A 14,206-nucleotide genomic window follows, 5' to 3' on the forward strand; every position below is an offset into this window, starting at 1 on the left:
GGGTGTCATCGCCAGAGGCAGGCCAAGCTCGTCAGACTACGATGCCCCTCCGTTTCACGTGAAACAGCGGTATGGCTAGACCTACTTTCCGATGCAAAAAGTCGAAAAGACTTCGCCCAGAATTTCCTCGACACCGATCGCACCTGTGACGCGCGCCAAGGCGTCGGCAGCCCGTCTCAGATCGTCGCCAGCCATTTCAGGCGCAACATCGAGCGCCGCCCGCGCCGCATCAACGCTTTCCAGCGCCTCAAGCAAACGCAGCCGATGGCGCTCTTGCGTCACGGCAGGGAAGTCGGCGCCGGAAAGATCTCTCGCAAGACGGGAAGCAATCCAGTCCCGAAGCTCGATCAGGCCTTCACCGGTCGCGGTGCTGACCGCTAAAGTCTCAAGACCATCTGCCCCTCCTGACCAAGCGCCAAGGTCGGACTTGGTCGCCACGATCAGATCGCCATCCTTGACGTAGTTCGCAGCCACCCCGTCCGGATCACCCGGCGCGCGGACCCAGAGCCGCAGGTCGGCTTGTTCAGCGCGCACCCGGGCGCGACGAACGCCCTCGGCCTCGACCGGGTCATCGCTGTCTCTCAGGCCGGCCGTATCCGACAAGGTCACAGCATAGCCGCCGATTACCAGATCGGCATCCAACACATCCCGTGTGGTGCCGGCGATCGGCGTCACGATGGCCGCCTCACGCGCAACCAACGCATTGAACAGCGACGACTTACCGGCGTTTGTCTCACCGATCAGGACGATGCGATAACCGTCCCTCACCCGTTCGCCACGCCGCCCCGTATCAACCGCGCGTCGCAGGTCGCCGCCAAGCCGATTCAGCACCGGCCCCGCCGTGCGGGCCAAATTGTCCGGCACCTCTTCGTCCGGAAAATCGATCTCGGCCTCTACCAGAGCCAGGGCGTGAAGAAGGTCACGGCGGAAACCGGCATAGGTCTCGCTGAGCTTGCCGTCCAACTGACCCAAGGCCTGTTTGGCCTGGGCGCTGGTCTCCGCGTCTATCAGATCGGCGACCGCCTCGGCTTGCGCCAGATCCATGCGGCCGTTCTGGAACGCGCGCCGTGTGAATTCGCCGGGGTCTGCCGGGCGCAAGCCCAGTGCAATCAAGGCCCGGCTGGCGGCCTCCACGACCGCGCGACCGCCATGCAGATGCAGTTCGGCGGTGTCCTCACCCGTGTAGCTGTTTGGCGCCACGAAACGCAGCACCAGCGCCTGATCGATGTGATCGCCGGCATGGCTGAGGTCACGCACCGACGCCATGCGCGGCTTCAAGCGGGTTGCGCCCAGCGCCGTCAACGCGGCCTCGACGCCGGGGCCCGACAGACGGAAAACCGCAATGGCGCCTCGGCCGGGCGGCGTCGCCAAGGCGAAGATGGTGTCGATCATCAACTCAGACCGAGCGGCTCCGGAGTGGGCGGATGCTCATTTTACCGCCGCTTCCATCAGACGTCGGAACTGGTCCTGGGCCTGGAGGCCGAAGCTGGTCCAGGTCTTCATAAGTTCCTCGGGCTGCATGGCGGCGACATTGGCCTCCATCCGCTTCTGCATCTCCGCGACCATTGCGTCGTTCAGCGGCGTCACGTCCGGCAGACCGAGAAAGGCCCGCGCCTCCGCCGGCGTGCAATCGACTTCCACATTGACCTTCATCGCATGGCCTCCTGTTTCACGTGAAACGTCCGAAGACGGATTACGTGTTCATCGACTGGAAGAAGTCCGAGTTGTTCTTGGACTGACGCAGCTTGTCGAGCAGGAACTCGATCGCGTCCTGCGGACCCATTGGATTCAGGATGCGGCGCAGGACATAAGTCTTGGCCAACTGATCCTTCGGCGTGATCAGGTCCTCCTTGCGGGTGCCAGACTTCAGCACGTCGATGGCGGGGAAGATGCGCTTGTCTGCGACCTTGCGGTCCAGCACGATTTCCGAGTTGCCGGTGCCCTTGAACTCTTCGAAGATGACCTCGTCCATGCGGCTGCCCGTGTCGATCAAGGCCGTGGCGATGATGGTAAGCGAACCGCCCTGCTCCACGTTACGCGCGGCGCCGAAGAAGCGCTTGGGCCGTTGCAGAGCGTTGGCGTCGACGCCGCCGGTCAGCACCTTGCCCGACGAGGGGACGGTGGCGTTGTAGGCCCGGCCCAGACGCGTGATGGAGTCCAGCAGGATCACCACATCCTTTTTGTGTTCGACCAAACGCTTGGCCTTTTCGATCACCATTTCGGCGACGGCGACGTGGCGGGTGGCGGGCTCGTCGAAGGTCGAGGCGACAACCTCGCCCTTCACCGTGCGCTGCATGTCCGTCACTTCTTCGGGGCGTTCGTCGATCAACAGGACGATCAGGAAGACCTCCGGGTGGTTCCGTTCGATCGACTTGGCGATGTTCTGCAACATCACCGTCTTACCGACGCGCGGCGGCGCCACGATCAGGCAGCGTTGGCCCTTGCCGAGCGGCGCGACGATATCGATGACCCGACCCGAGCGATCCTTCAGCGTCGGATCCTGAATTTCCATGTGCAGACGCTCTTCGGGATAGAGCGGCGTCAGGTTGTCGAACAGGACCTTGGTCTTGACCGCCTCTGGGTCTTCCAGATTGATCGTGTCGACCTTGAGCAGGGCGAAGTAACGCTCGCCCTCGCGCGGCGCCCGCACGGCGCCGTGGACGGTGTCGCCCGAGCGCAGGCCGAAGCGACGAATCTGCGACGGCGAGACATAGACGTCGTCCGGCCCCGGCAGATAGTTGGCGTCCGAGCTGCGCAGGAAGCCGAACCCGTCCGGCAGGATTTCCAGCACGCCGTCCGCGATGATCTCGACTTCTTCGTCGGCGAGGGCCTTCAGGATGGCGAACAGCAGATCCTGTTTGCGCAGGTTCGAGGCGTTCTCGACCTCCAACTGTTCGGCGAAAGCGACCAGGTCAGCCGGGGTCTTCTCATTCAGTTCGGCGAGCGTGATGCGGCCGTTGGCGACGACGGGCTCGCCGTCCTCTTCGTCGTCTGCCGTCGTGTCCACGCCAGAATCGGCGCCCGCCGCCTCGCCCGCTTCATGCGCAGCGCCGTGATGGGTGGGGGCTTCAACCTCCACGCCTTCGTTCTCGGGGGTGTCGGGATTGGTGTCGCGGACGTCGGTCATGATGCAGGCTCGCGGGCGCACACGGCCAGACGGCTGCGGCGCGGGTCTCTGAAAATGTCTGGCCGGAAGGCCGAAGGGAGGTGCGACGGGCTCCCGCTGGCTCCAAGGCCTGCAGGCGTCACGAAAGAGAGGGACCGCCGACGCGAGACGCCGAACGGTTCGCCGCCAGCGGAACCACAGGCGGCGGACGAGGTCAAGCGGAGCCGCTTATCGGAACGTCCACTCCGTCGTCACCGACAGCACCATGATGATGGCCAGGACGAACGGAACCTCATTCGTCATGCGCCAGAACTTGCCGGAATATTTCGACGTGCCGGCCGCGATCTTCTTCCTTTGGGCCGCCAGGAAGCCGTGCCAGCCGCTGAGCAGGACGACACCAGCCAGCTTGGCGACCATCCACGGCTCGCCCAGGAAGGCGGCGCCGCGCGCCGAGACGTCGATGTGGATGAGCCACAGACCGAACACCCAGGCCAGGATCATCGCCGGGTTCAGAATGATGCGCAGCAGCCGCGTCTGCCACAGGCGCAACAGGGTCTGCATTTCGCTTTTCAGCGGTTCGGGCTTGGCGTTCTGCTCGGCGTCATAGGCGTAGAGCCGAGGCAGGAACAGAAGACCCGCCATCCAGGCGATCACCGCCAGAATGTGCAGCCCGCGTGCGAGATCATAGGGGTTCATGCCGCCTGCCCTCCCTTGCGATGCGGACAGGCCTTCCAGTCCGCCTTGCACCCCTGGCCGAACGGCGCGACGCCCGCGTGGGATAACGCGCCCACTGCCGCGTCAGCTAAGGCGTCAATGAACCGTGGCTCAATCCCGACCGCCGGCGCCCGCAAATAGGGACTGGCCCCTTTTTCGTGGGCCAGTTCGCCATATTCAATATCCAGCTCGACCAAGGTCTCGATATGCTCCGAGACAAAGGCGATAGGCGTGACGACGACCCCAACGCCATCTTTGGCTGCGGTTTCAATGGCTTCAGGCGTTGACGGGCCCAGCCATTTCATCGGCCCGACCCGGCTTTGGTAGCAGATGGCGTGGTCGATCTCCCCGCGCTGCGCCTCGATGGCAGCGACGACGGCGGCGACCGTCGTCTCGATCTGCTCCTGATAGGGATCGCCCTTGCCGGTCACCAGCTTCTCGGGGATGCCGTGGGCGGAGAACAGCACCCGCACCGGCTGACCCACTGCCTCGTCCAGCTTCTCGCCGATCGCCTGGGCCTGGGCCTCAACCCAGCCTGTCGCGGCCGGATAGCAGCAGACGGCGCGGCTGACGCCCGGGCCGGTATAGGCGGCGTTCCAAGCCTTCAGCGAGGATTCCGTCGTCGTGGTCGAAAACTGCGGATAGAGCGGCAGCAGGATGACCTCGTCGGGTCCGAAGGCGGCGACCTCTGCCGCCGTCTCCTCGGTCAACGGATGCCAGTAGCGCATGGCGATGAAGACCTTGACCTCATCGCCATCGAGCCGCGCGCCAACCACCGCCTGCAAAGCCTCGGCCTGACGACGGGTTTCGGGCAGCAGCGGCGATCCCCCGCCCATCAGGGCGTAGTTGGCCTGGGCGCTGGTTTCGCGCCGGCTGGAGATTAGTTTGGCCAGAGGCGTGCGGAAGATCCCCGGAAGGCCGATGATGGCTGGGTCGTTGAACAGGTTGAACAGGAACGGCTTGACCGAAGCCTGATCGTCCGGCCCGCCCAGATTGAACAGCACCACCGCAATGCGGCGGCCGGGGGTCGCATCGCTCATTGGGCGCCGATCCGTCTCAAAACCTGTTCGACATGGTCGATCGGCACGTCCGGCAGGATGCCGTGGCCGAGGTTGAACAGCCAGGGCCCCTGCCCCCAGGCTTCCATCAGCTGATCGACACGTCGGTCCAGCAGATCCCCGCCGGCGCGCAGCAACAGCGGGTCGAGCGCCCCCTGGATAGGCTTGATCTGCTGCACCCGTTTGCCGACCTCGAGCGGGCAAGCGGTGTCCAGGGCGACGGCATCGACCTCGACCGCCTCGGCATACCGCTCTGCGAGCGCCGCAGAGCCCCGTGGGAAGCCGATGAGGGGTACAGTGACCCCCAGCTCCCGCGTGCGCTTCACCAGCGCCTGGTGGGGCTTCAGGACCAGTCTTTCGAACAGGTCGTCCGGCAAGCCCTCGGCCCAGCTCTCGAAGATCTTCAGAACCTGGGCTCCGGCGTCCGCCTGCATCTTCAGATATCGGGCGGTGGCCTCGACCAGAACCTCCAGCGTCTCATCGACGCGCTCGGGATCAGCATAGGCATAGGTGCGGGCCTGGGCGCGCTCGCCCTTGCCGATGCTGCGCGCCTGGCCGTCCAGCATATAGGTCGCCACGGTCCAGGGCGCGCCGGCGAAGCCGATCAGGGCCCGTTCCGGCTCCAGGGCCGCGCGCACGATCGACAGGGTCTCACCTACCGCCGACAGATGCTCGCCCGCCGCCGGGGCGAGCTCGGCCATCCGACCCGGGATCGGCATTTCGCCCAGGCGGGGCCCTTCCCCCGTCTCGAACCAGACGTCCTGGCCCAAGGCGCGCGGGATCAGCAGGATGTCGGCGAAGACGATCGCCGCATCGAAGCCGAACCGGCGCATGGGCTGAAGCGTCGCCTCGGCGGCCATTTCGGGGTTCAGACAGAAGGCGATGAAGTCGGGCGCCTCGGCCCTCAGCTTGCGATATTCCGGCAGATACCGACCGGCCTGGCGCATGAACCACACCGGCGGACGCTCCAACGTCTCCCCGCGGAGAGCCCGGAGCACCAAGGGTGTCGGATCGGCATTCTGGGTCTGATCGGTCATCCCGGAGGATTAAGGTCACAGCCCCCCGCTCTCAATCCCTAATCAGATTAAGAATTAAAAGATTCGAAGTGGCAGGTAGGGCGGTGGAATGGCGGGGATGACTCGATCGGCGGCGGCGGAACAAAAGCGGATATCCACGCCTGGCGTGTCGTTAACGGGGATGTCGAAACGGCCAATCCCGCCGGTGGACAATCCCTAACGAAACCTTAACGGGCAAGGGTTTGCGGGGACTTGCGGCTGTGAACGCGGTTAAGCGTCGTTAACCTTTCATTAGGATTTTCCACAGCGGTTGGAAATTCGGTTTTTCGCCTTGGGATGATCCGGCGGCGGACGACCAACGCGATCCACCATCATCCCCGCTCGCGGGCGGATCGATCAGCGGCTAAGAAAAACGGCGCCCCGACGGTCCAACGCCGTCCCCCAACTTTCAACAGGGAGACAGACAGTCTCATGAGCCCTGCGAGACCCTCGGGACCGGCCCGTCTGGCCACCTATTTCCACGTTCACCTGGTGTCGGACTCCACCGGCGAGACCTTGAACGCCATGGCCAAGGCGGTGACCGCACGCTTCGACGGCGTCATTCCGATCGAGCACATCTATTCCCTGGTGAGGTCTGCAAAGCAGATGGAGCGGGTGCTGCAGGAGGTGGAGTCCGCGCCCGGCGTCGTTCTCCACACCCTGGTCGACCGCGATCTGCGCGAGCAGCTGGAAGAAGGCTGCCGTCGCCTGGACATGCCCCAGATCGGCGCGCTGGATCCCTTGGTCGGCGCCATGTCGCGCTATCTCGGCGCGGCCCTGTCCACCCGCGTCGGCGCCCAACACGCGCTGGACCACGACTATTTCAACCGGATCGCGGCGCTGGACTTCGCCATGGCCTATGATGACGGCCAGGGCTCGCTGGATCAGCTGGAGGGCGCCGACGTCGTTCTGTGCGGGGTCAGCCGGACATCCAAGACCCCCACCTGCATCTATCTGGCCCACCGAGGCATCCGGGCGGCCAACGTGCCTCTTGTGCCGGGCCAGGAAGACGGCGAGCGGCTGACCAAGCTGAAGAACCCCTTGGTGATCGGCCTGACCGTATCGCCGGATCGGCTGGTTCAGATCCGCCGCAACCGCATCGACAATCTGAACGCCAGCCAGTCGTCGAACTACACCGATCAGGACGCCGTGCGCGACGAAACGATCAAGGCGCGCCGGGCCTTCGAGCGGCGCGGCTGGCCCACCATCGACGTGACCCGCCGTTCGGTGGAAGAGACGGCGGCGGCGATCACCAATCTGCTGAGCGAGCATCGCAACCACAAGATCGGGACGACCTGGTGAAATCTGAAACTCTCATCCTGGCGTCCAAAAGCGCGGCTCGCCGCGCCATGCTGGAAAACGCCGGCGTCGCCTTCGAGGTGCGCGTCGCCGACGTGGACGAGGACGCCATCAAGGCCGTGTCGAGCGACCTGGACGCCGCCGCCCTCGCCGTTCGTCTCGCGGAAGCCAAGGCCTTGGCCGTTTCGCGTGATGACGAGACCGCCTGGGTGCTGGGCTCGGATCAGACCCTGGCCTTTGACGGCGGCCTGGTCTCCAAGGCCAGGTCTCTGGACGCGGCGCGCGAACGGCTGAAAGCTATGCGTGGCAAGTCGCACCAGCTGCATTCCGGCGCAGCGTTGGCGACCAAGGGCCAGATCGTCTGGTCCGGTGTCGATACGGTTCAGATGCGGATGCGCGACTTCTCCGACGCCTTCCTCGATGCCTATCTGGCGGCCGAGGGAGAGGCCCTGCTGTCATGCGTCGGTTCCTACCGGCTTGAGGGGCTGGGCTCGCAACTGTTCGAGGCGGTGGACGGCGACTATTTCACGGTGCTGGGCCTGCCACTCTGGCCGGTAATGAAAGAGCTGCGTCGGGCGGGGGTGATCGCGGCATGAGCACGCACCGCATAACCGGGGCGGCCATGGTCGCCGGGATCGTCGGAAATCCGGTCGTCCATTCGCTTAGCCCGGTCATCCACAACGCCTGGCTGACGGCCGGCGGGGTCGACGGCGCTTATGTCCCCTTCGCCCCTGCCGATGCAGCCGGTTTCGAGGCCCTGGTCGCGGCGGGGCGCGCCGGTCTGATTATGGGTCTGAACGTCACCGCGCCGTTCAAGGAACAGGCCTTCGCCCTGGCGGATCAGGCGACGGCGGCGGCGCGGCTGACGTCCTCGGCCAATATCTTGCAGTTCGAAAACGGGCTGGTCCTGGCCGACAGTTCCGACGGGATCGGCCTGATGCGCGGCCTGAAGGAACAGGCGCCGGACCTGGACGTGGCCGGGCGGCCGGTGGTGATGCTGGGCGCCGGCGGCGCAGCCCGCGCCGGGTCCGGCGCCTTGGTCGAGGCCGGCGCCGAGGTTCGCATCGTCAACCGCTCGCCCGAACGCGCCCAGGCCCTGGCCGCCGATTTAGGGTCGTCGGTTCGGGTCGTGGCGGCCGACGACGCTTTCGACGGCGCAGCCCTGGTCATCAATGCGCTCAGCGTCCCGCCCAGCATCGACTTCGACCGGATCGCGCCCGGCACGGTGGTGATGGACATGACCTACAAGCCGTTGGCTACGCCCTTCCTGACGGCGGCGCGCGAACGCGGCCTGCGGACAGTGGATGGATTGGCCATGTTGATCGGCCAGGCGGCGCCGTCGTTCGAAGCCCTGTTCCGCCGCCCGCCGCCGCCTCTCGATCTTCGCGCCCTGTTGATGACGCATCTGGGCGAGACGGCATGATCCTGCTCGGTCTCACCGGCTCCATCGGCATGGGCAAGTCGACGACGACGGCCATGTTCGCCGATTTGGGGGCCGTCGTCTGGAACGCCGACGACGCGGTCCACCGCCTCTACGCGCGCGGCGGTGAGGCGGTCGGTCCTGTGGGCGAAGCCTTTCCCGGCGTCGTCGTGGACGGCGCGGTCGATCGCACGCGTCTGGCTGAGGCGCTTGGGAAAGACGACACCGCGTTCCATCGTCTGGAAGCCATCGTCCACCCCCTGGTCGCCCAGGGGCGCGCGGCGGATCTGGAGGCAGCGCGCTCGGCGGGTAGTAAACTGGCGGTTCTGGACATCCCCCTGCTGTTCGAGACGGGTGGAGACAGTGCCGTCGACGCCGTGGTGGTGGTCACCGCCGATCCGGCGATCCAGGCGGAGCGTGTGCTGGCCCGCCCCGGCATGACCCGCGAACGGTTCGACGCCATCCTGGCGCGCCAGATGCCGGACGCCGAAAAGCGGGCGCGCGCCGATTTCATCATCGACACCGGCCGGGGTTTGGAGGCCGCTCGGGCCGAGGTCGAAGCGATCGTGCGCGCCGTTCTGGCCCCGTCGTGGATATCTCCCCGGCGAGGCGCGGCGAGCCTTTCGCGCTGAGGCGAATGCCGCCATTAAGAGCAAATGGCGCGCGAGATCGTTCTGGATACGGAAACCACCGGCTTCGACCCCAAGACGGGCGACCGGCTGATCGAGGTCGGCTGTATCGAGATCCAGGACCTGCTGCCGACGGGGCGGACCTTCCATCGGTTCGTCAATCCCGAGCGGCTGATCCCGCCCGACGCCATCCGGGTTCACGGCATCACCGACGAGAAGGTCAAGGATGCGCCCAAGTTCGCCGAGATCGCCGACGACCTGATCGAATTCATCGGCGATGCGCAGATGATCGCCCACAACGCCGCCTTCGACCGCAACTTCATCGACTTCGAATATGCGCGGTGCGGCCGGCCGATCACCGGCGAGGCGCGCTGGATCGATACGCTGAAGCTGGCCCAGACGCGGTTTCCGGGCATGCCCAACTCGCTGGACGCCCTGTGCAAACGCTACAAGGTGTCGCTGGTCGAGCGGACGCTGCACGGCGCTCTGATCGACGCCCGTCTGCTGGCCGAGGTCTATCTGGAGCTTCGTGGCGGCAAGGAGCGGGTGCTGGACCTGTCGTCCACGCCGGTCGGCCGTGGTCCCGGCGGCGTCATCGAAACCGCCGCCTACGGCCAGCGCCCCCGCCCTCTGGCGCCGCGCTCCACGCCCGAGGAACAGGCCGCCCACGTCGCCTTCCTCGCCAAGGCGCTGAAGGACCGATCACTTTGGGACGCCTACGGCCTGCCGGCGCAGGAAGACGCGGCTTAGTCTCTTTTTAGCGCCCAAGTCGTGAGCGACCGCGTCGCGAACATAGCGCGGCGCGCAGCGCCCCAGGCTTAAGCCTGCCGGAAGCCCAGCACGTCCTGCATGTCATAGAGACCGGGCCCTCGCGTCCGCACCCAGGCGGCGGCGGCGACAGCGCCCTTTGCGAACAGCGACCGATCGATCGCCGAATGACTGAGGGTCAGCACCTCGTCTTCCGATGCGAACAGCACCGTGTGCTCGCCGATGATGCCGCCGGCGCGGATAGAGGAGAAACCGATCTTGCCGCTCTCGCGCTCGCCCTGGACCCCGTCATAGGGTTTGGAGCGCAGGTCATCCAGATCCGCGAACCGGCCCTCGGCGGCGGCTTCGCCCAGCATCAGGGCCGTGCCCGACGGTGAATCCACTTTCCGGCGGTGGTGGGCCTCGGTGATCTCGATGTCCCAATCCTGGGCGTCCAGACGTTGGGCCGCGTGCTGGACAAGGCCGATCAGGATGTTCACGCCCAGGGAAAAGTTGCCGCTCTTGACGATGGCGACCTTCTCGGCGGCCTTCATCAGGTCGGCCTCCTGCTCGTCCGTGAAGCCGGTCGAACCGATCACCAAGGCCGGGCCACCGCGCTCGGCCGCACTCTGGGCCAGGGCCACCGAGGCGGCCGGGGTGGAGAAGTCGATGATCACGTCGCACAGCGACAGGTCGGCGGTTTCGCCCCAATCGAAGCGGGCGGCGACCACCACGTCTTCGCGGGCGTCCAGAACCTGAGAGACCGCACGCCCCATCCGGCCGCGATAGCCGGAAATGCCGGCGTGGAAGATTGCGCTCAAACCGCGTTCTCTTTCGACCCGTCCGCGTCCTGACTGCCCAGGATGTCGGCCCAAAAACGCTTCGCCTTTCCGGCAAAGCTGGAATTCCTGGGGTTCTGCCCCTCCCCGAACGACAGGGCAAGCTCTTCCAGCAACTCACGCTGGCGCGCGGTCAGATCGGTGGGCGTCTCGACGAACAGTTCGACCACCAGATCGCCCCGGTTGCGGCCGTTCAGATGGGGCATGCCCTTGCCCTTGATGCGCACGGTCTTGCCGGTCTGGGCGCCGGCCGGCACGGCGACGGAGGCCTTGCACTTGCCGTCGCAGGCCGTTGAGACCAGGCAAGGGGCGTCGATCTCGCCGCCCAGGGCCGCCACCGTCATCGGCACGGGCACGGTGACCAGCAGGTCCAGGTTGTCGCGCTCGAACAGGTCGTGCGGCGTGACCGAGATGAAGACGTACAGATCGCCGCGCGGTCCGCCGCGCTGGCCCGCATCGCCCTCGCCCGACAGACGGATGCGCGAACCGTCGTCCACACCGGCGGGGATTTTCAGGTTCAGGGTGCGGGTTTTACGCACCTGGCCGTGCCCGTGGCAGGTGGTGCAGGGATCGGCGATCATCTGACCCTGGCCGTGGCAGCGGGGGCAGGTGCGCTCGACCTGGAAGAAGCCGTTGGCCTGACGCACGCGACCGGCGCCCTGGCAGGTGGTGCAGGCGACGGGCTTGGTGCCCGGCTTGGCGCCCGACCCCTCGCAGGTGTCGCAGGTCATGGTCGAGGGGATGTCGATCTCGACGTCCTCGCCCTTGTAGGCCTGCTCCAGGGTGATCTCCAGATCGTAGCGCAGGTCCGAGCCCCGGCGCGGTCCGCCCTGCTGGCCCCGGCCTTGGCGTCCACCGAAGGCGTCGCCGAACGCGTCGCCAAAGACCTGGGAGAAGATGTCGTTGATGTCCGAGAAGCCCTGGCCGCCCTGGCCGAAGGGATTGCCGCCCCCCCCGCCGTTCACGCCCGCATGGCCGTAACGATCATAGGCCGCGCGCTTGTTGTCGTCCGACAGCACCGTATAGGCCTCGGACAGCTCCTTGAACTTTGCCATCGACTCTTCCGAGCCGCCATTGCGGTCCGGGTGGTGGATCATGGCCAGCTTGCGGTAGGCGGCTTTCAGGCCGGGGGCGTCGATCGTGCGTTCGACACCCAGAACTTCGTAATAATCACGCGCCATCGGGCGTTCGTCCTCATACTTCCCCGTTCGCTTTCGCCTCGCCTCTTATCGAGCGTTGGTCGAAATCGATGTCCCGGCTGACATGGGGTCCGGGACCAATGATGCAAGTTTCATGAAAAGGCCCCGCCTATCGCAAGACAAGCGGGGCCGTATCATTTCAGCGACCTGTGACGGATCAGGCGCTCTTCTTGTCGTCGCCGTCCGTGTCCGACACTTCCTCGAACTCGGCGTCGACCACGCCATCGTCGGCCGGCTGGCCTTCGGCGGCGGCGTCGCCCTGCTGCTGGGCGTACATGGCTTCACCCAGCTTCATCGAGGCCTGGACCAGGGTGTTGGTCTTGGCGCGGATGTCTTCCGGGTCGGTGCCTTCGCGCGCCGTCTTCAGCTCGGCCAGGCCGGTTTCGATGGCCGTCTTCTCGTCCGCGCCGACCTTGTCACCGTGCTCGGCCAGGGCCTTTTCGGTCGAGTGGATCAGGCTGTCGGCGGCGTTCTGCGCCTCGACCAGATCCTTCTTGGCCTTGTCGGTGGCGGCGTTGGCCTCGGCTTCCTTGACCATCTTGTCGATGTCGGCGTCCGACAGGCCGCCGTTCGCCTGGATGCGGATTGACTGCTCCTTGTTGGTCGCCTTGTCCTTGGCCGAGACGTTGACGATGCCGTTGGCGTCGATGTCGAAGGCGACCTCGATCTGCGGCATGCCGCGCGGCGCCGGCGGAATGCCCATCAGGTCGAACTGACCCAGCATCTTGTTGTCCGACGCCATCGGACGCTCGCCCTGGAAGACCCGGATCGTCACGGCCGACTGGTTGTCGTCGGCGGTCGAGAAGGTCTGGCTCTTCTTGGTCGGGATCGTCGTGTTGCGCTCGATCAGGGGCGTGAACACGCCGCCCAGGGTTTCGATGCCCAGGGTCAGCGGCGTCACGTCCAGCAGCAGCACGTCCTTGACGTCGCCTTGCAGAACGCCGGCCTGAACGGCGGCGCCCAGGGCCACGACTTCGTCAGGGTTCACGCCTTTGTGCGGTTCCTTGCCGAAGAAGGCCTTCACGGCTTCCACGACCTTGGGCATGCGGGTCATGCCGCCGACCAGAACCACTTCGTCGATGTCCGAAGCCTTCAGGCCGGCATCGGCCAGGGCCTTCTTGCACGGCTCGATCGTGCGTTGGACCAGGTCCTCGACCAGGCTTTCCAGCTTGGCGCGCGTCAGCTTGATGTTCAGGTGCAGCGGACCCGAGGCGTTCATGGTGATGAACGGCAGGTTGACCTCGTACTGGGTCGTGGTCGACAGCTCCTTCTTGGCCTTTTCGGCCTCTTCCTTCAGGCGCTGCAGGGCCAGCTTGTCCTGGCGCAGGTCGACCGACTGCTCCTTCTTGAACTCGTCGGCCAGGTAGTCGACCAGACGCAGGTCGAAGTCCTCGCCGCCAAGGAAGGTGTCGCCGTTGGTCGACTTCACCTCGAACACGCCGTCGCCGATCTCCAGGATCGAGACGTCGAAGGTGCCGCCGCCCAGGTCATAGACGGCGATCTTCTGGCCGTCGTTCTTTTCCAGACCATAGGCCAGGGCCGCCGCGGTCGGCTCGTTGATGATGCGCAGCACTTCCAGGCCGGCGATCTTGCCGGCGTCCTTGGTCGCCTGACGCTGGCTGTCGTTGAAATAGGCCGGCACCGTGATCACGGCCTGGGTGACCTTATCACCCAGATAGGCCTCGGCCGCTTCCTTCATCTTGGTCAGGGTGAAGGCCGAAATCTGCTGCGGGGAATAGTCCTTGCCGAAGGCGCGCACCCAGGCGTCGCCGTTCGGGCCCTTAACGATCTCATAGGGCACCATGCCCTTGTCCTTGGCGACGACGGGATCATCGAAGTTGCGGCCGATCAGGCGCTTGATCGCGAAGAAGGTGTTGGACGGGTTGGTGACGGCCTGGCGCTTGGCGGGTTGACCCACCAGCACTTCCGCGCCGTCCTGGATCGCCACGACCGACGGGGTCGTGCGGTTGCCCTCGGCGTTTTCGATCACCTTCGGCGTCTTGCCGTCCATGACGGCGACGCACGAGTTGGTGGTGCCCAGGTCGATGCCGATAATCTTGGCCATGTGTTCTTCAGTCTCTCTGGTTCGGCGGGCGATGCGGCGGCCTTCGACGAAGCGCCGCGCGTGACCGCCCCCGGT

The 14,206-nt window shown here is 65.8% G+C and carries 14 protein-coding genes; 5 read left to right on the forward strand and 9 right to left on the reverse strand.

The window, feature by feature from the left end; all coding sequences use genetic code 11:
* Positions 1-81: 81 nt before the first annotated feature.
* From mnmE to hemE, 6 genes are all read right to left on the reverse strand, one after another.
* On the reverse strand, positions 82-1,392 hold the full coding sequence (gene mnmE, locus QRN13_RS05000; protein WP_284877064.1) for a tRNA uridine-5-carboxymethylaminomethyl(34) synthesis GTPase MnmE: 1,311 nt from the start codon (positions 1,390-1,392) through the stop codon (positions 82-84).
* Positions 1,393-1,428: 36 nt separating this feature from the next.
* Positions 1,429-1,653: a DUF6489 family protein gene (locus QRN13_RS05005; RefSeq protein ID WP_017505399.1), complete on the reverse strand. Its 225-nt coding sequence runs from the start codon at positions 1,651-1,653 to the stop codon at positions 1,429-1,431.
* 40 nt (positions 1,654-1,693) lie between these two features.
* Positions 1,694-3,127, reverse strand: coding sequence for a transcription termination factor Rho (gene rho / locus QRN13_RS05010; protein ID WP_055755074.1), 1,434 nt, complete (start codon positions 3,125-3,127; stop codon positions 1,694-1,696).
* Positions 3,128-3,334: 207 nt separating this feature from the next.
* Positions 3,335-3,802: a CopD family protein gene (locus QRN13_RS05015; RefSeq protein ID WP_271042187.1), complete on the reverse strand. Its 468-nt coding sequence runs from the start codon at positions 3,800-3,802 to the stop codon at positions 3,335-3,337.
* Positions 3,799-4,860, reverse strand: coding sequence for a ferrochelatase (gene hemH, locus QRN13_RS05020; RefSeq protein WP_284877065.1), 1,062 nt, complete (start codon positions 4,858-4,860; stop codon positions 3,799-3,801). Before hemH ends, QRN13_RS05015 begins: the two co-directional genes overlap by 4 nt.
* Positions 4,857-5,915, reverse strand: a complete 1,059-nt coding sequence (gene hemE / locus QRN13_RS05025) for a uroporphyrinogen decarboxylase (protein ID WP_284877066.1) — start codon at positions 5,913-5,915, stop codon at positions 4,857-4,859. The genes hemH and hemE overlap by 4 nt, the downstream gene beginning before the upstream one ends.
* Before the next feature lie 450 nt (positions 5,916-6,365).
* Here hemE and QRN13_RS05030 point away from each other — a divergent pair, with 450 nt between their 5' ends.
* The 5 genes from QRN13_RS05030 to dnaQ are packed head-to-tail and all read left to right on the forward strand — an operon-like array spanning position 6,366 to position 10,031.
* The gene (locus tag QRN13_RS05030; protein ID WP_055809600.1) at positions 6,366-7,235 is read left to right on the forward strand and encodes a pyruvate, water dikinase regulatory protein; all 870 of its coding nucleotides are present in this window, start codon (positions 6,366-6,368) and stop codon (positions 7,233-7,235) included.
* Positions 7,232-7,828, forward strand: coding sequence for a Maf family protein (locus QRN13_RS05035; protein WP_502868578.1), 597 nt, complete (start codon positions 7,232-7,234; stop codon positions 7,826-7,828). Before QRN13_RS05030 ends, QRN13_RS05035 begins: the two co-directional genes overlap by 4 nt.
* Entirely contained in the window at positions 7,825-8,655 is an 831-nt protein-coding gene (locus QRN13_RS05040; protein WP_284877067.1) for a shikimate dehydrogenase family protein, read from the forward strand. Before QRN13_RS05035 ends, QRN13_RS05040 begins: the two co-directional genes overlap by 4 nt.
* Positions 8,652-9,284 (forward strand): dephospho-CoA kinase, encoded by a 633-nt coding sequence (gene coaE / locus QRN13_RS05045; protein ID WP_284877068.1) that lies wholly within the window; start codon positions 8,652-8,654, stop codon positions 9,282-9,284. Before QRN13_RS05040 ends, coaE begins: the two co-directional genes overlap by 4 nt.
* A gap of 24 nt (positions 9,285-9,308) precedes the next feature.
* Positions 9,309-10,031 (forward strand): DNA polymerase III subunit epsilon, encoded by a 723-nt coding sequence (gene dnaQ / locus QRN13_RS05050; RefSeq protein WP_284877069.1) that lies wholly within the window; start codon positions 9,309-9,311, stop codon positions 10,029-10,031.
* Positions 10,032-10,099: 68 nt separating this feature from the next.
* On the opposite strand, the gene dapB is transcribed toward dnaQ, so the two are convergent.
* The 3 genes from dapB to dnaK form a co-directional block, all read right to left on the reverse strand.
* Complete coding sequence (gene dapB, locus QRN13_RS05055) at positions 10,100-10,849, reverse strand: 4-hydroxy-tetrahydrodipicolinate reductase (protein ID WP_066553577.1); 750 nt, start codon at positions 10,847-10,849, stop codon at positions 10,100-10,102.
* On the reverse strand, positions 10,846-12,048 hold the full coding sequence (gene dnaJ, locus QRN13_RS05060) for a molecular chaperone DnaJ (RefSeq protein ID WP_284877070.1): 1,203 nt from the start codon (positions 12,046-12,048) through the stop codon (positions 10,846-10,848). The genes dapB and dnaJ overlap by 4 nt, the downstream gene beginning before the upstream one ends.
* A gap of 175 nt (positions 12,049-12,223) precedes the next feature.
* Positions 12,224-14,164, reverse strand: a complete 1,941-nt coding sequence (dnaK, locus tag QRN13_RS05065; RefSeq protein WP_255353582.1) for a molecular chaperone DnaK — start codon at positions 14,162-14,164, stop codon at positions 12,224-12,226.
* Positions 14,165-14,206: the final 42 nt, after the last annotated feature.

It is taken from the genome of Brevundimonas sp. MEB006b (genome assembly GCF_030209705.1).
Taxonomy (GTDB): Bacteria; Pseudomonadota; Alphaproteobacteria; order Caulobacterales; family Caulobacteraceae; genus Brevundimonas.

Bases quoted from the DNA above. Each gene is read 5' to 3' on its own strand.
- dnaQ (WP_284877069.1), top strand. From the start codon at position 9,309: ATGGCGCGCGAGATCGTTCTGGATACGGAAACCACCGGCTTCGACCCC.
- QRN13_RS05015 (WP_271042187.1), bottom strand. From the start codon at position 3,802: ATGAACCCCTATGATCTCGCACGCGGGCTGCACATTCTGGCGGTGATC.
- rho (WP_055755074.1), bottom strand. From the start codon at position 3,127: ATGACCGACGTCCGCGACACCAATCCCGACACCCCCGAGAACGAAGGC.
- coaE (WP_284877068.1), top strand. From the start codon at position 8,652: ATGATCCTGCTCGGTCTCACCGGCTCCATCGGCATGGGCAAGTCGACG.
- hemH (WP_284877065.1), bottom strand. From the start codon at position 4,860: ATGAGCGATGCGACCCCCGGCCGCCGCATTGCGGTGGTGCTGTTCAAT.
- QRN13_RS05005 (WP_017505399.1), bottom strand. From the start codon at position 1,653: ATGAAGGTCAATGTGGAAGTCGATTGCACGCCGGCGGAGGCGCGGGCC.
- hemE (WP_284877066.1), bottom strand. From the start codon at position 5,915: ATGACCGATCAGACCCAGAATGCCGATCCGACACCCTTGGTGCTCCGG.
- dnaJ (WP_284877070.1), bottom strand. From the start codon at position 12,048: ATGGCGCGTGATTATTACGAAGTTCTGGGTGTCGAACGCACGATCGAC.
- QRN13_RS05040 (WP_284877067.1), top strand. From the start codon at position 7,825: ATGAGCACGCACCGCATAACCGGGGCGGCCATGGTCGCCGGGATCGTC.
- QRN13_RS05030 (WP_055809600.1), top strand. From the start codon at position 6,366: ATGAGCCCTGCGAGACCCTCGGGACCGGCCCGTCTGGCCACCTATTTC.
- mnmE (WP_284877064.1), bottom strand. From the start codon at position 1,392: ATGATCGACACCATCTTCGCCTTGGCGACGCCGCCCGGCCGAGGCGCC.